Below are 20,238 nucleotides of genomic sequence, written 5' to 3' on the forward strand. Positions count from 1 at the left end.
CCGGTGCAGGCACACCTCAAGCAAGTAAGCCGACAAGTCGTCGAAATGACCGAACTGCGTCCCCTGGCTATCGGCCGCTCAACCGCTGGAGGCGAAGCGGTAGCCCTCCAGCGCCTGCTGAACCGCGGCCACCAACACCGCCTCCGGATCGAGCGGCTGCCCGGCAAAGCGGTCGAGCGCGGGCAGATGCTGATGGAACAGCGTCACCGGCACGGCCTTGCCCGACAAGGCGGCCGTCAATCGCTGGACAGCTTCCATCGCCTCCTGATGGTTCCAGTAGTAACGTATGCGGTCCGACAGCGAATAGTGCCGCTGCACGCGCTGTTGCGCCGCAGAGCCGTGGTAGTGGCTGTGCCAGTCCTTGGCATCGGCCGTCATCAGCGCTTCCATGGTCTGATAAAGCGGGCGCGCGCCGTAGTCGGGCAACAGATCGGAGGCGATCAGGTCCAGCCCATAGAGCGCTTGGCGCAGTTCGAAAGTCAGCTGCGGCCCCACCTTGAGGATGGCAAAGCCGTCCTCGACCAGTTCGCGTAGGGCCGCTTGCGTCTGATAGTCGGTGGAATGGGCTTCGTAGACCAGGCCCGCTTCCTGGTCGAGCAATTCGCGCAGATGCAGCGCCTTGGCGCGATCGTAGAAGACCACGTTCTCGTTGCCGAACTCCACGCCCGGCTGCACCACCACGGCGATGACCCGCGAGAAGGCGTCTGCGAGGCCGTTCTCGTGGAAGATCTGCCGATGCACCGCCAGTGTGTGCTGGACCGCGGACAGGCTTGTGGGGCTGATTTCGCCGATGAGATGATCCGCTCCGCCCGGCGGCGGAACCTCGGTGCCGATCACGTAGAGTGGCCGGTCGGTCCCGCTGGCGGCGTCCTCGGCCTTGCGCGCCAGGCGGGCGGCGCGCCTGGCAATCGTAGCGTCATCCAGCGCCGCCGGCTCGCCCGCGCATCCCATGGAGGCATCGAGATGGATCTTGCGGAAACCGGCCCGGACATAGGCGGACACCATGTCCTCGGCCTTCGCCATGGCCGCGCCGGCATCTTCCTTTCGCCATGGATTGGGACCGAGATGATCCCCGCCGAAGATGACCCGCTCGGGCGCAAGGCCTTCGGAGCCTGCAATAGCGGTCACCGCCGCGACGAAGTCAGCGGGCTGCATGCCGGTATAGCCGCCGAACTGGTTGACCTGGTTGCAGGTCGCCTCGATCAGCAGCGGCCGCGAGAACAGCGCGGCGTCGCGCACTGCGGCCCGGATCACGACCGGATGGGACGAGCAGACGGAGGTGATGCCTTCCGCCGCGCCCCGCCGCCGGGAATTTGCAAGTTTCAGCAATGGATCGGTCACGGGCGTCGCCTCGGCGTGTTGGCAATGAACAGATCGAGTTCGGCGCGCGTACCGGCTCCTTCCATCGGGCCTTGCCGCGTGACGTTGCGCGCGCCTGCCGCATTCGCGTAATCGAGCGCGGTCACGGCAGGCATGCCGAGCCTGCGGCAGGCGATGTAGGCACCGCCAAAACAGTCGCCCGCGCCGGTCGGATCGATCTCCTCGACCAGGAAGCCGGGCGACTCGACGCGGCTGCCGTCGGCGCCGAACAGGGACGCGCCCAACGCGCCGCGCTTGACGACGACCTCGCCGGCGCCGCGGGCAAACAGCGAGGCGAGCGCGTCGGCTTCATTGTCGTTGCCCGAAGCGGTGTGGAGTTCCTCACCCGACGGCAGGATCAGATCCGCAATGTCGAGAAGCCGCGCGAAGCGCTCGCGCGTCTGGCCATGGCCGAGCAGTTCCTTGCGAAGATTGGGATCGAGCGAGATGCTTCCGCCACGCGCCTTGACCACATCGATGGCATGGTCGAGCACCTGCCAAATGGCGGGAATGCTGAGTGCGGTGCCCATGACGTGCAGGTGGCCTGAACGCGCCAGCAGCGCCCTGGCCTCAGGGGTCAAGCCGACCCGCGCCGCGGCCGATTTGCCGATATTGTAGACGAAGTCGCGCGAACCGTCCTCACGGTAGCGCACGAAGGCGCTGCCCGTCGGATAGTCTGGGCTGACGGCGATGGCCGAGACATCCGCACCGTCCCGGCGCAGGCGCTCGACATTGATCCTGCCGAAATCATCGTCGCCGACGCAGGCGATGATGCCGGCCCGCCCGCCAAGCCTGGCGCATTGGTCGACGAAGATCGCCGGCGCCCCGCTCGGATAGGGTCCGGTCAGCGCGATGGGCTCGAGAAAGCCGTTGCCACGGCTGGTGGCCATGATCTCCACCAGGATCTCGCCCACGGTGACGGTCGGCCCGAGTCCATCGGGCGCCAGTGTCTTCAATGGGGATTTGCTTGGCATGGCGAAGGCCCCGTGTGAAAGGCAAGGGAAATGCGGATTCCAAAAAACGGATAGAGCGGTTCCGCGATTCTATCAAACGTTGGACGGCCCTGGCTCCGGCCTTCCGAACGCCCCGGGCGTCGGCGTCGTCACGATGACGGCGTCGCCGGCCTGAAGCACCGTCTGGTCGCAGGCTTTCAGCACCTCGACCGTGCCGTCCTTGCGGCGCACCTTGGTCGAGCCGGCCTCGCCATCGCCACCGCCGCCCAGCCCTTGGGGCGGCCGGTTGCGATGCGAGGACAGGATGGCGCATTCCATCTTCTCCAGGAAGCGGATGGTGCGCTTCGTGCCGTCGCCGGCATTCCACCTGCCCTTGCCGCCGGAGCCTTCGCGGATGTGGAAATCCTCCAGCATCACCGGAAACCGCAGCTCCAGTATTTCCGGATCGGTAAGGCGCGAATTGGTCATATGGGTGTGAACGCCCGACGTGCCGGCAAAGCCGCGGCCGGAATTCATCTGGCCGGCGGGCGAACCGGAACAGATCGTTTCGTAATACTGGTACTTGCTGTTGCCGAAGGTCAAATTGTTCATGGTGCCTTGCGCATTGGCCATGGCGCCCATGGCGCCGAACAGCGCGTTGGTGACGTGCTGCGAGGTCTCGACGTTGCCCGCGACGACGGCGGCGGGATAAGCGGGTTTCAGCATCGAGCCGTCCGGGATGATGATGTTGATCGGCCTCAGGCAACCGGCATTCATCGGGATCATGTCCTCGACCATGACGCGGAAGGCATAGAGCACCGCGGCCCGGGCGACAGGCTCTGGCGCGTTGAAATTGTTCTTCATCACCGGCGACGTGCCGGTGAAATTGACCGTCGCCTCGCGCTTTTGCCGGTCGACCGATATCTTCACCTTGATCACCTGGCCGGTGTCGGTGGGATATTCATAGGCCGATGTATCCGGCAGCCGCTCGATCACGCGCCGCACGCTCTCGGCCGCATTGTCCTGCACATGGCCCATATAGGCCTCCACGACATCGAGCCCGAAATGCGCCACCATCTTGCGCAGCTCCGCCACGCCCTTTTCGTTGGCAGCGAGTTGCGCCTTGAGATCGGCGATATTCTGGTGCGGATTGCGGGCCGGATAGCGGTGATCGGTGAGCAGCGTCTGCAGCTCATTCTCGCGGAACTTTCCGCGATCGACGATACGGAAATTGTCGAACAGCACGCCTTCCTCGTCGACCGTGGTGGCAAGTGGCGTCATCGAGCCCGGCGCGGTGCCGCCGACGTCTGCGTGGTGGCCGCGCGAGGCCACCCAGAAGAGGATCTTGGGCGATTGGCTAATCTCCCCTCTTGTGGGGGAAATCGGCCGCTCTTCCTCGAAAACCGGCGTTACCACCGTGATATCGGGCAGATGCGTGCCGCCATTATAGGGGGCATTGAGGGCAAAGACGTCGCCGGGATGAATGTCGCCGGAATTCAGCCGGATGATGGTCTCGACCGAGCGGTCCATCGAGCCCAGATGCACCGGCATATGCGGCGCGTTGGCGACCAGCGCGCCGTTCCGGTCGAAAACGGCGCAGGAGAAATCCAGCCTTTCCTTGATGTTGACGGAATAGGCGGTGTTCTGCAGCGTCACGCCCATCTGCTCGGCGATCGACATGAACAAATTGTTGAACACTTCCAGCATCACCGGATCGGCCTCGGTGCCAAGTGCCGCCTGCCGGCCTTTCTTGCTGGTGCGCCGCATCAGCACGTGGTTCCTGGCCGTGATCTCGGCCTGCCAGCCCGGCTCGACGACGATCGTCTGGTTGGGCTCGATGATCAGTGCGGGGCCAGCGACCCGATCGGACGGCCGCAACGCCTCGCGCCGACAGACGTCGGCTTCGTGCCATTTTCCTTCCGTATAGATCCGCCGGACCTCCTCGGCTCTGGCTTTTGATGGCTGCCCCGCCTGCGCATAGGCTTCGGTATTCTGCTCGCCGCCCGCCTCCGTCCCCTCGACGCTCACAGCTTCGACGATCATCGGCTTGTCCTCATAGACGAAACCGAATTGCGCCTTGTGGGCAGCCTCGAAATCGGCCCTCGCCCGCAACATCGAGCCATGGTCGAAATGCACCGGAAGTGCGGTGTCGGTGCCGTCATAGCGGATCTGCAGCGCCGGTCTGGCGGCCACCGCGTCCTCGGCGATGCCTTGCGCGGCGAGTTCCGCGACGACGGCGGTTTGCAAGGCCGCGATCAGGCCTTCGATCGCCGGCCTGGATTCTTCCGCGAGCGGTGCAAGCAAGGCCTGCTGGCGTGAGGCAAAGACCGAAGACAGGCCGATGCCGTAGGCCGACAGCAAGCCGGAAAACGGATGGATCAGCACCGCCTCCATGCCGAGTGCGTCGGCGACCAGGCAGGCGTGCTGGCCGCCTGCGCCGCCAAAACAGTTCAGAAGATATTCGGTGACGTCGTAGCCGCGCTGCACCGAGATCTTCTTGATGGCGTTGGCCATGTTTTCCACCGCGATTGTGACGAACCCTTCGGCCACCGCTTCGGCCGAGCGGCCGTCGCCGATTTTAGCGGCGAGCGCGGTGAATTTCTGGCGCACGATCTCCGCGTCGAGCGGCTCGTTCTGGTCGGGGCCGAAGATGGCAGGGAAAAAATCCGGCAGCAGCTTGCCGAGCATGACGTTGGCGTCGGTGACGGCGAGCGGGCCGCCGCGCCTGTAGGCGGCGGGGCCTGGATTGGCGCCGGCGGAGTCCGGGCCGGTGCGAAAGCGGCCTGCTTCGTAGTGCAGGACCGAGCCGCCGCCGGCCGCGACGGTGTGGATGCGCATCATCGGCGCGCGCACGCGCACGCCTGCGACCTCGGTATCGAAGGCGCGCTCATATTCGCCGTCATAATGGGCGACATCGGTGGAGGTGCCGCCCATGTCGAAACCGATCACCTTTTCGAAGCCGGCGAGCCTGGCCGTCTCGACCATGCCGACGACCCCGCCGGCCGGGCCAGACAGCAGCGCATCCTTGCCCTGGAACAGGTCCGCGGCGGTCAGCCCGCCAGAAGACATCATGAACATCAGGCGGGGATTTTCCCTTCCCCTCGAGGGGAGAGTGGCGGCGAAGCTGCCGGGTCGGGTCGGGTCGACGGGGTTCGACGTCTTGGTGGTGCCTTCTGCGGCGATCCCCTCTGCCGGCTTCGCCGACATCTCCCCCTCGAGGGGGGAGAGAACACCGAGTTCCTGGCCTACCCTTTGCACATATCTCGACAGGATCGGAGACAGATAGGCGTCGACCACGGTGGTGTCCCCGCGGCCGACCAGCTTGATCAGCGGCGACACCTCGTGGCTGACCGAAACCTGGCCGAAACCGAGCTTGCGGCAGACCTTTGCGACGGCCTTTTCGTGATCGGGATATTTCCAGGCGTGCATGAAGACAATGGCGACCGCATCAATGCCGTCCGCCTTTGCCTGTTCGATCGCCGGGCGACAGGCAGCGATGTCGAGCAGCCGTTCGACGCAGCCGTCGGCAAGCACGCGCTCGTTGACCTCGATGACGCGCTCGTAGAGCTGTTCGGGGAGGACGATCTCCTTGGCGAAGATGTCGGGCCGCGCCTGATAGGCGATCCTCAGCGCATCGCGAAATCCCTTGGTGATGAGCAAAAGCACGCGGTCGCCCTTGCGCTCCAGCAGCGCATTGGTGGCGACCGTTGTGCCCATCTTTACGTCGCCTATCAGCCCGGCGGGTATAGGCTCGCCGGGGCGCAGGCCGAGAAGGTCGCGAATGCCCTGGATGGCCGCGTCGGCATAGGCCTCGGGATTTTCGGACAGAAGCTTGCGCGGATGCAGGCCGCCCTCGGGATCACGGCCGATGACATCGGTGAACGTGCCGCCGCGGTCGATCCAGAAATCCCATTTTTGTTGCATTCCGACACCCTCTTTATCGCGAGTATGGCAGCAAAGTCATACTCTTTGATACCCGAGTTCGCGCCGGAACAAGTCGTCGCGCCGGCGCCTCTTCGATGACGGTGGCTTTGGATGTCTGAGGCGATGGCAAGGCACGTGCCGCCGCGACGCGCCGGCCGGAGCCGTGAGCGCGGCCGGGCTGGCTCGCCGGCCGCTATCTGGATCCAGGGTGGAAGAATGCGAGATAGGTCCAATCCTGCCCGCCGTGCAGGCCGACCCTTCCGTTAGTCGACCAATGCGGCAACCACCGAGACGCAGTCCCCGGCCTTGACCAGGCCGGGGAAATGCCGCGCCGCCAACATGCCCGACATTTTTGCCCGGATCTCCTGGGGGGCGATGCCGGTTCGGCCGGTGGAATGGATGCGCGCCAGCACCGCGCCCTTCTCGACAGGCTCGCCGAGATCGACCATCGTCTCGACCATGCCGTCTTCCTCCGCGAAGGCAAAGCAATCGCCGGACGGCATGTCGAGCCATTGGGTTGGCGTCTTTTCGACCGCACCGGCAACGATGCCGGCATGCCTCAGCACGTTGAGCATGCCGCGCCGGGCGATCCGCACCGTCTCGGCTCTCGACGTGCCTCCACCGCCGAGCTCGGTGGTGACGAACACCTTGCCCATGTCCTCGGCGGCGGTATCGTACATGCCGACGGCATCGATTTCGATCATGCGCATCGAGAACGGCGCCGCGAAGGCTTCGACCGCCGCGAAGGCCCTCTGCTCCAGGGCCTTGTTCGGCAGCGTATGGGCGGCGCAGAACGGCACGAAGTCCAGCGTCTTGCCGCCGGAATGGAAGTCGAACACGATATCCGCGCGGGGAAGCAGCTCCCGCTGGAAATAATCGGCGATCTTTTCCGTCACCGTACCGTCTGGCCGGCCTGGAAAGCTGCGGTTCATGTTGCCCTTGTCGATCGGCGAGGTGCGCGTGCCGGCGCGGAAGGCCGGATAGTTCATCGCCGGCACGATGATAACCGTGCCGCTGACTTGGGCGGGATCGAGCGTGCGCGCCAGATCATAGAGCGCCAGCGGCCCTTCATATTCGTCGCCATGATTGCCGCCGGTCAGCAGGGCCGTCGGCCCCTTGCCGTTGCGCAGGACGCAGATCGGGATCATCACCGAGCCCCACGCCGAATCGTCGCGGCTGTAGGGCAGGCGCAGGAAACCGTGCTGTGCGCCGTCGCGATCGAAATCGACCGAGGGCGAGACCGGCGACGGACGAAGGTCGGACATCGGTTTCAATTCTTCACCACCAGCTTGCGCGGCACATTGGCCAGGCACTCGACGCCCGTCTCGGTGATCAGGATGGATTCGGTGATTTCCAGCCCCATCGTCTCCAGCCACAGGCCGGTCATGAAATGGAAGGTCATGCCGGGCTTCAGCTCGGTGCGATCTCCGGGGCGCAGGCTCATCGTGCGTTCGCCCCAGTCCGGCGGATAGGAAAGGCCGATCGGGTAGCCGGTGCGGTTGTCCTTGACGATGCCATATTTCTTCAACACCGCGAAGAAGGCGTTGGCGATGTCTTCGCACGTGTTGCCGGGCTTGGCTGCCGCGAGCCCCGCGTCCATGCCTTCGAGCGTCGCCTTCTCCGCATCGAGGAATTCCTGTGTTGGCTTGCCGAGGAACACTGTTCGCGACAGCGGGCAATGATACCTGTTGTAGCACCCGGCGATTTCGAAGAACGTGCCCTCGCCCGACTTCATCGGCTTGTCGTCCCAGGTCAGGTGCGGCGCCGAGGCGTCGGCGCCCGACGGCAGCAGCGGCACGATCGCTGGATAGTCGCCGCCGATGCCGTCGACGCCACGCGTGCCGGCATCATAGATCTCGGCGACGAGATCGCATTTGCGCATGCCGACCTCTATCTTGTCGACGATGCGCTGGTGCATCGCCTCGACGATGCGGGCGGCCTTGCGCATATAGTCGATCTCGGTCGGGCTCTTCACAGCGCGCTGCCAGTTGACCAGCGCGGTGGCGTCGACGAAACGGGCATTGGGCAGGTGCTTCTGCAAAGAGGCGAAGGCGGCGGCCGAGAACCAGTAATTGTCCATCTCGACGCCGACGGTCAGCTTGCCCCAGCCGCGATCGGCAAGCACGCTCGACAGGAAATCCATCGGATGGCGCTCGGTCGACTGCACATAGTGATCGGCATAGCCGACGATGTTGTCATGCGCGAGATAGGCGGTGCGCTTGGCGCCGTTGGCGTCCTGACCGCGGCCATACCAGACCGGCTCGCCCGACGGCGGCACGATGACGGCCTGATGCACGTAGAAGGACCAGCCGTCATAGCCGGTGAGCCAGGCCATGTTGGAGGGGTCGCTGACAATAAGCAGATCGACGCCTTTCGCCGCCATGGCTTTCCGCGTTTTGGCGAGGCGATCCGCATACTCGCTTCGCGAGAATTTCAAATTCGGTTGCATTTTGTTGGTCCTCGTTTGTTGGGCCCTGGAACCCGCTTCAACTTCCGTTGAATCTGGCTCCAGGTAATTTTTTGTTTGAGCATGATCTCCTCGGAAAACCGGTTCCCACTTTTCCGGATCATGCTCTTGCGGCCAGCATCAACTTTCAAAAATGGTTCCGGCTTTCGCGACCCGGGCCCGGTCACGGGCTAGCGTGGCGATCGCGGTGTCCTGCACGCCGGTGCCGGTCAGGTCGGCGATGGTGATGTCGTCCGCCGCACGCCGGCCATGCCGTTCGCCGGCGATGATCTGACCGAGTTCGGCCACCTCCGTGTCCGCCGCCATCACGCCGGCGGAGATGGCATGGTGCAATTCACCGAGCCGGCGCGTCTGCCTTGCGCTGTCGGCGACATAGAGATCGGCCATGCGCAGGATTGCCGGTGCGATCTCGTTCTTGTGCTCGGCGTCCGAGCCCATGGCGGTGATGTGCTGGCCGGCCGAGACGAAGCCGGCCTTGATCAATGGTTCTGTCGAGGGCGTGGTGGTGACGATGATGTCGGCGCCGGCGACCGCCTTGGCCGCATCCGGTTCTGCGCGCACCACGATGCCCAGTTTTTCGCTCAAGGCGCCGGCCGCGGCTTGCGCCTTGGCCGCGTCGCGCGCCCAGATGCGGGCTTCTTCGATCGGCCGCACCAGGCGCAGCGCCTCAAGCTGCAATCCGGCCTGCACGCCGGCGCCGAAGATGGCGGCAATGGATGAGTCCGGCCGCGACAGGTGTTTTGCGGCGACCGCCCCGGCGGCTGCGGTGCGGACGTCGGTGAGATAGCCATTGTCGAGCAGCAACGCCTCGACCAGACCGGTTTTTGCCGACAGCAGCACCATCATGCCGTTGACGCTGGGCAGGCCGAGCTTGGGATTGTCGAAGAAGCCGGGGCTGATCTTGATGGCGAAGCCATCGATGCCAGGCACATAGGCGGTCTTCACGTCGACCTCGCCGCGATGCTCGGGGATGTCGAGCCGCAGGATCGGCGGCATCGCCACCGGCAGGGTAGCGAGCGCCCGGAAGGCGTTTTCGACGCAAGCGACGGCGTCGAGATCGAGAGCTACGATCTCGCGTAGTTCTTTCTCGGTAAGGATGGTCATCCGGTTCATCAGGCGCGCTCCGCAACTACTTCGCCGCAAACGATCTTTCTGTGCAGGCTCATATCGATATTACGACCGGAAAGCAGAACGACCACCGGTCCGTTTGGCTTCACCTTGCCGGCAAGCAGCGCAGCGATACCGACCGCGCCGGCGCCCTCGACGATCTCGCGCTCCTGTTCATAGGCATGGCGGATGCCGGCGGCGATCTCGTCTTCGGAAAGCAGCACGACGTCGTCGAGCAGGTCTCGGCACATGGAAAAGGTCAGCCGGTTGTCGAGGCCAATGCCGCCGCCGAGCGAATCCGCCAGCGTCGGCAGCTCCTCCACCTGCACCGGGCGCCCCGCATCGAGGCTGGCTTTCATCGCCGCGCCGCGCGCCATCGAGATGCCGACGACCTTTGTGCTCGGCCTGACGCCCTTGACCGCTGCGGCAATCCCGGAGGCCAACCCGCCGCCGGAGAGCTGCACCAGCACCAGAGCGGCGTCAGGAACCTGCTCCATGATCTCCAGCCCGAGCGTGCCCTGCCCGGCGATGATGTCGGGATGGTCGAAGGGTGGCAGCATCACGAGACCCTCTTGCGCCACCAGCCGCTCGACCTCCTGCTGCGCGTCGTCCTGGCTGTCGCCGACAATGCGGATTTCCGCGCCGAGGCAGCGGATGGCATCGAGCTTGTTCCGAGGCACCAGCCGCGACATGCAGACAACCGCGCGCATGCCTTCGAGCCTGGCGGCATGGGCGAGTGCGCGGCCGTGATTGCCGGTCGAAGCCGCGACAACACCGCGTGCCCGCTGCTCGGCATTGAGCGAAGCAATGGCGTTCGAGGCGCCACGCAGCTTAAAGCTGCCCGTGGTCTGGCGGTGCTCCAGCTTGAGGTGAACGGGAAGGCCGAGCCGCTCCGACAGGCTCTCGGATGGCACGACCGGTGTCGGCTCGACCTTGCTGGTGATGCGTTGGCGCGCGGCGCGGATGTCTGAAAGGGCGACGGCGTGCGTCATGGGTCGCTCGTGCATGCAGGACATGACCTTACTGTCCAAGCGACAAGGTCGTCAGCCGCCCGAACTCCGGACGCGGCACATCATCGCCACACAGTCGCAGGCAATTCCACGCGCTCGCCTGGTTGCTGGTGACGACCGGGCGGCCGATAGCCTGTTCCATCGCGGCAACCGCCAGCGCCGAGCGCAGCGCCGTGCAGGACACGAACAACGCCTCGGCCTGCGGGTCAGTCGCCTCGCACGCCAGATCGACGAGGGCTGCCGGCGCAATGCGCGCCATCTCGCGGTCATCCTCGAAGCCGAGACAGGTGAAGCTGGCGATCTCGAAGCCGCGTTCGGCGAAATAGGCCGCCATCGGCCGGCTCGTCTCGACGGTGTAGGGGGTGAGAATACTGATCCTCTTCGCGCCCAGAGCCCTCAGTCCGCGCACGCCCGCCATCGGCGGCGTGACCACGGGCACGCCAGGCTTGGCCGCCTGGATCGCCGCCTCGATCTCGGCATCGCCGATCACCACGGAGGCCGACGTGCAGGAGTAGCAGATGGCATCGAGCGGTTCGTCCGGCAGGATCAGCGCCGCGCCAGCCGTCAGTTCGGGCTGCATCTTGCGCAGATTCTGAGGTGTGGTCGGATTCTTATAGGGGATGCGGGCGACATAGATGCCGATCCTCTCACTCGCCACCATGCGACGGAAGTCCGGCTCGCTGGTGTGGTCGGTGGCCAGGATGATCAGGCCGACGCGCTTTTCCAACGGGCGCACCTCGAGTGCGGGCCTTGTCGGCATCAGCCTGATTTCGGGAAGCGGCTTCATGGGAACTACCTTTCGATCTTGCCGTAGCGATGTTCCAGCCAGCGCAGCAGCATAACCGAGAAAAGGCTGATGATCAGGAAGAAGGCGCCGACCAGCGTCATCGGCTCGACATAGCGGTAATAGGTGTTGGCGACGCTCTTGGCCTGGTTCATCAGCTCCAGCACGGTGATCGCCGACAGCAGCGGCGTCTCCTTGAACATGGCGATGAAATAATTGGCCAGCGCCGGGATCATCGGCGGGATTGCCTGCGGTATGACGATGTGGGTCCAGGTCTGGCGAGCGCTGAGATTGCAGGCTTTGGCCGCCTCCCACTGGCCGCGCGGCACGTTCTCGATGCCGGCGCGATAGACCTCCGCCGTATAGGTGCCGTAGTGCAGCCCAAGACCGATGACGCCGGCCACCAGCGGCGGCAGCAGGATGCCGAAATCGGGCAGCACGTAGAAAATGAAGTAGAGCTGCACCAGCAGCGGCGTGCCGCGGATGAATTCGGCCGCCCAGCCGACCGTGCGCGACATCATCTTGTTCGGCGAGCGGCGGGCCAGTGCGATGCCCAGCCCGACGATTGCCGCCAGCACCGAGCCGAGCACCGTCGCCAGGATGGTGATCTTCACCCCCTCGATCAGCGTCGGCAGGATCTGCCGGACGAAATCCCAGTCCCAATCCATTACAGGGCCCAATCCATCAGACGCGCACTCCGTCGAGGCCGCGCGCCATGCGCCGCTCCAGCGACCGCACGCCCCAGGAGATGACGAGCGCGAGCGCGAAATAGATCACCAGGATGGTGGTGAACGGCATCAGCGTGCTGCCGGTCTGCGAGCGCACCACCTGCGCCTGGAAGGTGAGATCGGCGAGCGAAATCAGCGAGACGACGGATGTCGCCTTGAGCAGTTCGATGGCGTTGTTGCCGAAGGTCGGCAGCATCACAAGAAGCGCCTGCGGCAGGATGACATGGCGCATGCCCTGCCAGCGGCCGAGATTGAGAGCCGTGCAGGCCTCGTACTGCTCGGCGCCGACCGACTGGATGGCACCGCGTACCACTTCCGCCGCATAGGCGCCGACATTGAGGCCCAGCGCCAGCACGCCGGCTTGCAGCGGAGTGAGTTCGACGCCCGCCAGGGGCAACACGAAATAGGCCCAGAACAGCTGTACGAAAATCGATGTGCCGCGGAAGAACTCGATATAAGCGGTGGCGAGCGCCCGCAACGCGAAGAAGCGCGACAGCCGCCCCATGCCGGCCAGGAAGGCCATCACGAGGGCCAGCACCGACCCCATCAGCGTCAGCTCGATGGTGACAAGCGCTCCCTGCAATATCAGGCCGAGATAGCCGGACCATTGGGTCATGTATCAGAGGCTTCCAACGTTTGGTTTTAGCAACTTCTCCTCTCTCACGGGGAGAAGTTGCCGGTTCACCCTCCTTAGCTGCAGCGCAGCTGCCGCGAAGGACGGGCAGGCGGATGAGGCGCGGCTCCAAGCTCGCAAAAACGCGCGCTGCCCCTCATCCGGCCCTTCAGCCACCTTCTCTCCGTGGACGGGGAGAAGGGAAAAGCGCTTATTTCGCCGCGCAGAGCTTGTCGCGCGTCGTCGACATCGCCGCCGCCGCCGAGAAGCCGTAGGGCTCGATGATCTTGGCGAACTCGCCCGACTTCTTCATCTTGGCGAGCTCGACGTCGAAGGCGTCGCGCAGCGCCTCGTCACCCTTCTTGAAAGCGGCGCCGTCGCAATAGACGGGCGCGCCCTGCACGGGTGCTATGACTTCGAGGCTCGGGTCATTGGCCTTCTTCATCAGATCGTTGATCGACAGGACGGGGAGCGAATAGGCGTCGATGCGGCCGTCCTGCACCATCTTCAGCCCGCTCTGGCCGTCGGGCACGACGATGACGCGGTCACGCGGCACGCCGGCGTTGAGCGCGAGCTTCTCCTCAGTGCCGCCGCCGGGCGCGCCGATGGTAGCGGAGGTGTCCTTGGCGACATCCTCATAGCTCTTGAAGCCCTTCGGATTGCCCTTCTTCACCAGCATCGCCTCGGCGTCGCACAGCACCGGCTCGGAATAGGCAACCGCCGCACAACGCTCCGGCTTCATGAACAGGCCGGCGGTGACGACGTCGAAGCGGCCGGCCTGCAGGCCGGGGATCATGGCACCATATTCCGAGATCGAGGCGGCGACGTCGGCGACGCCCAGCCGCTTGAAGATTTCCCGCGCCACGTCGGGCGCGGCGCCCGAAACCTTGCCGTCGGCGGCGACCGCCGTGTAGGGCGGCTCGTTGGCGATGGCGAGGCGGGCGAAGCCTTGCGCCTTCAGCTGCTCGAGCTTGCTGTCGTCGGCCGATCCGATGTTCGAGGCCGCGAGCACCGCGGTCAGCGCAAGACCGGCGACGCCGGCCAGAATGCCAAGTTTTTTCATTGTTCCCAACTCCATGTTTGTGTTCTTGGTTGCAGTCATTTCAGGACGGCAATGCCGCCCTTGCGGACGGTGTCGCCGCCTCTGGCATGGCGGTCAGACGCGATGTCCGGCCGCGATGATCTTCTTCAGGAAACCTTGCGTGCGCTCCTGTTTGGGATGGCGGAAAATCTCATCGGGTTTGCCCTCCTCGACGATGCGGCCGCGGTCGAAGAACAGCACCCGGTCGGCGAAGTCGTGGGCAAAGCCCATTTCATGGGTGACGAGCAGCATCGTCATGTCGGTTTCGGCCGCGAGCTTGCGCATCACGTTGAGCACCTCCTCGACCAGTTCGGGATCGAGCGCCGAGGTGACCTCGTCGAACAGCATGATCCGGGGCGACAGTGCCAGCGCGCGGGCAATCGCGACGCGCTGCTTCTGGCCGCCCGAAAGCTGTGCCGGCATGGCCTTGGCCTTGTCGGCCATGCCGACCATGTCGAGCAATTCCATCGCCCGCTTCTCGGCGGCAGCGCGCGGCGTGCCCTTGGTCAGCATCGGCGCCAGCGTGACATTGTCGATGACGCATTTGTGCGGGAACAGATTGAACAGCTGGAAGACCATGCCGATCTTCTGGCGCATCCTGGCCAGATGCCGCTCGTCGGCAGCCAGCAGCTGGCCGTTTCGCTCCATGTGATAAAGATGCTCGCCGTCGATCTGGATGTGGCCGCCATCGATGCGCTCCAGCGTCATCAGGATGCGCAGGATCGTCGTCTTGCCCGAGCCGGACGGGCCAATCAGCGCCAGCTTCTCGCCGGGCATGACCTGCATGGACAGGCCGTCCAGCACCTTGAAAGTGCCGAAGCTTTTCGAAATGCCATCGACCTTGATGATAGGCGCGGATGCGGACAAACGAATTTCCCGTGCTGGAGAAGCCTATGCCCTTAACGATGCGGAACCCGCCAAATCATGTCAATTGGGAAAATAATATCATGACAATTATTCTGATCCCGCACAATTCTTAGACATTCAGTGCCTAGCAATGTGCCGAGATCGAAATCAAGTCGAACCGAAAATGACAGCACCGGGGACGCCTTTGGCGGTCGGCATCGTCTGGATAGCGGCACATCTCGCTAGATTGCGAGCAGCAGATGCTCGGGGTCGCCTAGCAGCAGCTTGGTGACAACGCCGAGGCCGGCGCGCAGTTCCCCCTCGGTGGTCGAGCCCAGCGAGATGCGCACCGCCGGTTGCCAGGGCGCTTGCGAGATGCGGAAGGAGGCGCCGGGCGCGATCGCCACGCCTTGCAGGCGCGCCTGGGCGACGAAGCTCTCCTCGGCACGGTCGGCGGGCAGCTGCAACCAGACATGCAGTCCGTCGCGCCGGGTGCGATAGTCGACGCCGGCCAGCACCTCGGCGACGATGTCCTGGCGTCGCCGCAATGCTGTGCGCTGCCAGCGCACCAGTTCCATCGCGGTGCCGTCGGTCACCCATTTGGTGGCGATCTCCGCCACCAGCGGCGTCGCCATCCAGTTGGAAACCAGATGCCGGTTGGCGACCGCGGCGACATAGCGGTCGGGGGCGGCGAGATAGCCGATGCGCAGGCCCGGCACCACGATCTTGGTGAAGGACGTGACGTAGAGCGTGCGTTCAGGCGCGAAGGCGGCGACCGGCGGCGGCCGGTCCTCGACCAGCGGCCCCAACACATCGTTCTCGATGATGGCTATGTCGTGCCTGCGCGCAACCGCCGCAATCTGCTCGCGCCGCGCCGCATCCATCAGCGTCGCCGTCGGGTTGATCACCGAAGGCTGCACGAACACGGCGCGGATGTCGGAGATCCGGCAGGCCTCGTCCAGCGCTTCCGGGATAAGGCCATTGCCGTCTATCGGCAGGCCTTCGAGGTTGAAGCCGAGATAGCGGGCGAGCGGCACCAGCGTATGGTGGCCGATCGCCTCGGTGGCGACGGTCGAGCCGGGCGGCGCCACGCTCATCAGCGCCACCGTCATGCCGGCGGTAGCGCCATTGGTCAGGCTGATATTCTGCGGCGAGGCATCGAGACCGCACAGCTTCAGCCACTCGACCGCCACGGCGCGGTGACGGGGAAACACCATGTTGGGCCGGAACGACAGCGCCGAACTCGACGGCAGGTTGTCGGCCAGCCAGCCCAGCGCCTGCTTCAGCCGCTCCAGATGCATCGGCTCGCAGACCGGCTTCAGGATCGAGAGATCGATCACTTCGCCCAGCCGCTCCGGCAGATAGGGCGGCTCAGGCTCGCGCCGCTGCGTCTGGACGAAGCTGCCGCGGCCGATCTCGCCCGAGATCAGGCCGCGGCGAATCAGTTCCTCATAGGCGCGACTGACCGTCTGCACCGATAGTTTCAACTCGTCGGCCAGCCGGCGATGCGTCGGCAGCCGCGCGCCGTTGGCGAGCCGCCCATCATGAATGGCGCGTGCGAACTGGTCGGCCAGCGACTGGTAGGCGGGCCGCCGGATGAGCGCGGGATCAGGTTGCCATAATGTCATGACTTATTAGAGATCGAAATCAGTGCAATTGACAATCGAAATAATGCGCCGTCATGGTACGGCGGGACCAAAAAGTGGATACAGATGGCCGCCGCGAAACTCGACCCGATCGACCTCAGAATCCTCGACGCGATCCAGCGTGACGGGCGCATCACCAAGCTGGCGCTGGCCGACAAGGTCGGCCTGTCACCGACGCCGTGCTGGATGCGGCTGCGCAAGCTGGAAAAGGCCGGCATCGTCTCCGGCTATCATGCCTCGATTGCCATGCGCGTCGTCGCACCCGTCGCCACCGTGCTGATGGAGGTGACGCTGGCCAGCCATCGCCAGGCCGATTTCGACCGCTTCGAGCGTGTCATCCGCGACATACCTGAGATTGTAGCCTGCTGGTCGGTGGGCGGCGGCGTCGACTACGTTCTGAAGGTGATGGCGCGCGATATCGATACCTATCAGCGGCTGGTCGATGCCTTGCTCGAACGCGAAATCGGCATCGATCGCTACTTCACCTACATCGTCATCAAGACGGTGAAGGACGAGACCGTGCTACCGCTTGCCGATCTGTTGCCGGTGCAGTCCTGAGATCGAAACCAGCGTTCATCTGGCACCGTACGCTCGGAGAACGCGCGAAAGCACCCGCCCCACCCCTGCGGCTAGACAGATCGTCCTGCTCTCCGGCCGAATAGAGAGAATCTCTCTATATAGCTGCACCTAAACAGCCTCATCCTTCGCGCCGACGCCCCTAGTCTTGCGGCGTCACCCCAATCGGGAGCAATCGATGATGTCCGCGCACTTTGCCCGTTCGCACCGCCATGAGGCGCTCGACCGCCTCGCCGACCGCCGGCTGCTGCGCGAGCTTGCCTATGTCGACGGGCACTGGACGGCAAGCGAGGCGGCGGAGAGCTTCGAGGTCACCGATCCCGCGACCGGCGCCACGGTGGCCTTCGTCGCCGCGCTCGATGGCCGCCAGACGGCAAGTGCGATCGACGCGGCGGCGCGCGCTTTCCCTGCCTGGCGGGCTCTGTTGCCGCAGGAGCGCTCGAAAATCCTGCGCAAATGGTTCGACCTCATCATCGCCGCGAAGGATGACCTCGCTCTGCTGATGACGCTGGAACAGGGCAAGCCCTTGAAGGAATCGCTCGGCGAGATCGATTATGCCGCCTCCTTCGTCGAATGGTATGCCGAGGAAGCAAAGCGCCTCAACGCCGAAAGCGTAACCAGCCATCTGGCGAACGCGGAAATGACGGTGCGGCGCGAGCCGCTCGGCGTCGTCGGCGTCGTGACGCCGTGGAACTTCCCGTCCGCCATGCTGACCCGCAAGGCGGCTGCGGCCCTTGCCGCCGGTTGCACCATCGTCGCCCACCCTTCTTCGGAAACGCCGCTCTCGGCGCTGGCGCTGGCCGAACTCGGCGAGCGCGCCGGCCTGCCCGCCGGCGTCTTCAATGTCGTCACAGGCAAGGCGTCGATCATTGTCGGGCGAATGTGCGAGGACCCGCGCGTGCGCGCCATGAGCTTCACCGGTTCGACCGAGATCGGCAGGCTGATCGCGGCCCAGAGCGCGCCGACGATGAAGCGGCTGGTTATGGAGCTTGGCGGCCACGCGCCGCTGATCGTCTTTGCCGACGCCGATCTCGACAAGGCCGTGCGCATCGCCGTCGACGCCAAATTCGCCACGTCCGGCCAGGACTGCCTCGCGGCCAACCGCATCTATGTCCAGCGGCCGATCTACGATCGTTTCTGCGCCGCCTTCGCCAAGCGCATCGAGGCGCTGCGGACCGGCAATGGCCTTGCCGACGAAAGCGACATCGGCCCGCTGATGCATGAGCGCGCCGTCAAGAAGGTCGAGGAGCAGGTCACCGACGCGCTCGCCCATGGCGCCCGCTGCCTCGTTGGCGGCATAAGGCACCAGGCCGGCCCGTTGTTTTACCAGCCGACGCTGCTGGCTGACGTATCTGACGAGGCACTGATCATGCGCGAAGAAACGTTTGGTCCGGTCGCAGCCGTGACGCCGTTCGACAGCGAGGACGAGGTGACCGCGCGCGCCAACGCCTCCGAATATGGTCTGGTCGCCTATGTCGTGACCGAGAACGGCGCCCGCCAGCAGCGCCTGGGCAGGGCGCTGGACTACGGCATGGTCGCCATCAACCGCGTCAAGATCACCGGTGCGCCGATCCCGTTCGGCGGCGTCAAGCAGTCCGGCATTGGCCGCGAGGGTTCGCGTCAGGGGCTCGAAGCTTTCACCGATCTCAAATATCTTTGCCTGGACGTCGCTTAAGCCGCGTCCACGTTCCTCAAGGAGTCAAAAGAATGCTCGACCAGTCCAACGAACTCGCCGCCTGGGATCGTGATCACTTCTTCCATCCCTCGACGCATATGGGCACCCACGCGCGCGGTGAATCGCCGACGCGCATCATGGCCGGCGGTGAAGGCGTCACCGTCTGGGACAGCAACGGCAGAAAAAGTATCGATGCCTTCGCCGGCCTCTACTGCGTCAATGTCGGCTATGGCCGCCAGAAGATCGCTGACGCCATCGCCGCCCAGGCCACGAACCTCGCCTATTACCACGCCTATGTCGGCCACGGCACCGAGGCCTCGATCACGCTGTCGAAGATGATCATCGACCGTGCGCCGAAGGGCATGTCGAGGGTCTATTTCGGCCTCTCCGGTTCGGATGCCAACGAAACCAACATCAAGCTGATCTGGTACTACAACAACGTGCTTGGCCGCACGGAGAAGAAGAAGATCATCTCGCGCTGGCGCGGCTATCACGGCTCCGGCATCATGACGGGATCGCTGACCGGGCTCGATCTTTTCCACAATGCCTTCGACTTGCCGCGCGCGCCGATCCTGCACACAGAGGCGCCCTATTATTTCCGCCGCGCCGACCGCTCGATGAGCGAGGAGCAGTTCTCGCAGCATTGCGCCGACAAGCTGGAAGAGATGATCCTGGCCGAAGGCCCCGAGACCGTCGCCGCCTTCATCGGCGAGCCGATCCTCGGCACTGGCGGCATCGTGCCGCCGCCCGCCGGCTACTGGGAGAAAATCCAGGCGGTGCTGAAGAAGTACGACGTGCTCCTGGTCGCCGACGAAGTGGTGACGGGCTTCGGCCGGCTGGGCACCATGTTCGGCTCCGACCATTACGGCATCAAGCCGGACCTGATCACCATCGCCAAGGGCCTGACCTCCGCCTACGCGCCGCTGTCGGGCGTCATCGTCGCCGACAAGATGTGGCAGGTGCTGGTGCAGGGCTCCGACAAGCTCGGCTCGCTGGGGCACGGCTGGACCTATTCGGCGCATCCGATCTGCGTCGCCGTGGGTGTGGCCAACCTCGAACTGATCGATGAGATGGATCTGGTGAGGAATGCCGGCGAGACCGGCGCCTATTTCCGCGCCGAATTGGCCAAGGCCGTCGGCGGCCACAAAAACGTCGGCGAGGTGCGCGGTGACGGCATGCTGGCGGCGGTCGAGTTCGTCGCCGACAAGGACGACCGTGTGTTCTTCGATCCGGCGCAGAAGATCGGACCGCAGATCGCCACGGCCCTCGCCGCAAGCGGGGTCATCGGCCGCGCCATGCCGCAGGGCGATATTCTGGGCTTCGCCCCACCGCTTTGCCTGACGCGCGAGGAGGCTGACACCGTGGTGGCCAAGGCCGCCGATGCCGTGAGGAGCGTGTTCGCCAATCTCTAATTGTCGAGATCGGCGCTGCCCCTCATCCGCCTGCCGGCACCTTCTCGTCGTTCACGGAGAGAGGGTAAAGGTGAGGGG

16 protein-coding genes are annotated in these 20,238 nt (G+C 64.8%); 3 read left to right on the top strand and 13 right to left on the bottom strand.

Annotated features, from left to right (window positions below; all coding sequences use genetic code 11):
* Positions 1-78 precede the first annotated feature (78 nt).
* The 13 genes from LB545_RS14710 to LB545_RS14770 all read right to left on the bottom strand — a co-directional run bounded on the left by LB545_RS14710 (position 79) and on the right by LB545_RS14770 (position 16,479).
* Positions 79-1,341, bottom strand: a complete 1,263-nt coding sequence (locus LB545_RS14710; protein WP_140517327.1) for a D-tagatose-bisphosphate aldolase, class II, non-catalytic subunit — start codon at positions 1,339-1,341, stop codon at positions 79-81.
* Positions 1,338-2,333: a sugar kinase gene (locus LB545_RS14715; protein ID WP_140565554.1), complete on the bottom strand. Its 996-nt coding sequence runs from the start codon at positions 2,331-2,333 to the stop codon at positions 1,338-1,340. The genes LB545_RS14710 and LB545_RS14715 overlap by 4 nt, the downstream gene beginning before the upstream one ends.
* A 72-nt stretch (positions 2,334-2,405) precedes the next feature.
* A complete protein-coding gene (locus LB545_RS14720; RefSeq protein WP_224705344.1) occupies positions 2,406-6,215 on the bottom strand; it encodes a hydantoinase B/oxoprolinase family protein in 3,810 nt (1,269 codons plus the stop codon).
* Between the two features lie 263 nt (positions 6,216-6,478).
* Entirely contained in the window at positions 6,479-7,480 is a 1,002-nt protein-coding gene (gene doeB / locus LB545_RS14725; RefSeq protein ID WP_140499259.1) for a N(2)-acetyl-L-2,4-diaminobutanoate deacetylase DoeB, read from the bottom strand.
* A 5-nt stretch (positions 7,481-7,485) separates the two neighbouring features.
* Positions 7,486-8,664 (bottom strand): ectoine hydrolase DoeA, encoded by a 1,179-nt coding sequence (doeA, locus tag LB545_RS14730; protein ID WP_140499261.1) that lies wholly within the window; start codon positions 8,662-8,664, stop codon positions 7,486-7,488.
* A 138-nt stretch (positions 8,665-8,802) separates the two neighbouring features.
* The gene (eutC, locus tag LB545_RS14735; protein ID WP_140521360.1) at positions 8,803-9,795 is read right to left on the bottom strand and encodes an ectoine utilization protein EutC; all 993 of its coding nucleotides are present in this window, start codon (positions 9,793-9,795) and stop codon (positions 8,803-8,805) included.
* Entirely contained in the window at positions 9,795-10,781 is a 987-nt protein-coding gene (gene eutB, locus LB545_RS14740; RefSeq protein WP_224705346.1) for a hydroxyectoine utilization dehydratase EutB, read from the bottom strand. The genes eutC and eutB overlap by 1 nt, the downstream gene beginning before the upstream one ends.
* Positions 10,782-10,809: 28 nt before the next feature.
* Positions 10,810-11,586 carry an ectoine utilization protein EutA gene (gene eutA / locus LB545_RS14745; protein WP_224705347.1) on the bottom strand — a complete coding sequence of 259 codons (777 nt, stop codon included), beginning with the start codon at positions 11,584-11,586 and terminating at the stop codon, positions 10,810-10,812.
* 5 nt (positions 11,587-11,591) lie between these two features.
* A complete protein-coding gene (gene ehuD, locus LB545_RS14750) occupies positions 11,592-12,251 on the bottom strand; it encodes an ectoine/hydroxyectoine ABC transporter permease subunit EhuD (protein ID WP_140521357.1) in 660 nt (219 codons plus the stop codon).
* A 16-nt stretch (positions 12,252-12,267) separates the two neighbouring features.
* Complete coding sequence (ehuC, locus tag LB545_RS14755) at positions 12,268-12,927, bottom strand: ectoine/hydroxyectoine ABC transporter permease subunit EhuC (protein WP_140499272.1); 660 nt, start codon at positions 12,925-12,927, stop codon at positions 12,268-12,270.
* A gap of 208 nt (positions 12,928-13,135) precedes the next feature.
* Positions 13,136-13,987, bottom strand: coding sequence for an ectoine/hydroxyectoine ABC transporter substrate-binding protein EhuB (gene ehuB, locus LB545_RS14760; protein ID WP_140499273.1), 852 nt, complete (start codon positions 13,985-13,987; stop codon positions 13,136-13,138).
* Positions 13,988-14,080: 93 nt separating this feature from the next.
* A complete protein-coding gene (gene ehuA / locus LB545_RS14765) occupies positions 14,081-14,872 on the bottom strand; it encodes an ectoine/hydroxyectoine ABC transporter ATP-binding protein EhuA (protein WP_140499274.1) in 792 nt (263 codons plus the stop codon).
* A gap of 221 nt (positions 14,873-15,093) precedes the next feature.
* A complete protein-coding gene (locus LB545_RS14770) occupies positions 15,094-16,479 on the bottom strand; it encodes a PLP-dependent aminotransferase family protein (protein WP_140499275.1) in 1,386 nt (461 codons plus the stop codon).
* An 84-nt stretch (positions 16,480-16,563) separates the two neighbouring features.
* On the opposite strand from LB545_RS14770, the gene LB545_RS14775 reads away from it, so the two are divergent.
* From LB545_RS14775 to LB545_RS14785, 3 genes are all read left to right on the top strand, one after another.
* Positions 16,564-17,055 (top strand): Lrp/AsnC family transcriptional regulator, encoded by a 492-nt coding sequence (locus LB545_RS14775; RefSeq protein ID WP_140517347.1) that lies wholly within the window; start codon positions 16,564-16,566, stop codon positions 17,053-17,055.
* A gap of 199 nt (positions 17,056-17,254) precedes the next feature.
* A complete protein-coding gene (locus LB545_RS14780) occupies positions 17,255-18,748 on the top strand; it encodes an NAD-dependent succinate-semialdehyde dehydrogenase (protein WP_224705396.1) in 1,494 nt (497 codons plus the stop codon).
* Between the two features lie 32 nt (positions 18,749-18,780).
* The gene (locus LB545_RS14785) at positions 18,781-20,160 is read left to right on the top strand and encodes an aspartate aminotransferase family protein (RefSeq protein ID WP_224705349.1); all 1,380 of its coding nucleotides are present in this window, start codon (positions 18,781-18,783) and stop codon (positions 20,158-20,160) included.
* The last annotated feature ends 78 nt before the right edge of the window (positions 20,161-20,238 follow it).

Origin of the sequence: Mesorhizobium sp. BR1-1-6 (assembly GCF_020165355.1) — a bacterium.
Lineage (GTDB): Bacteria > Pseudomonadota > Alphaproteobacteria > Rhizobiales > Rhizobiaceae > Mesorhizobium.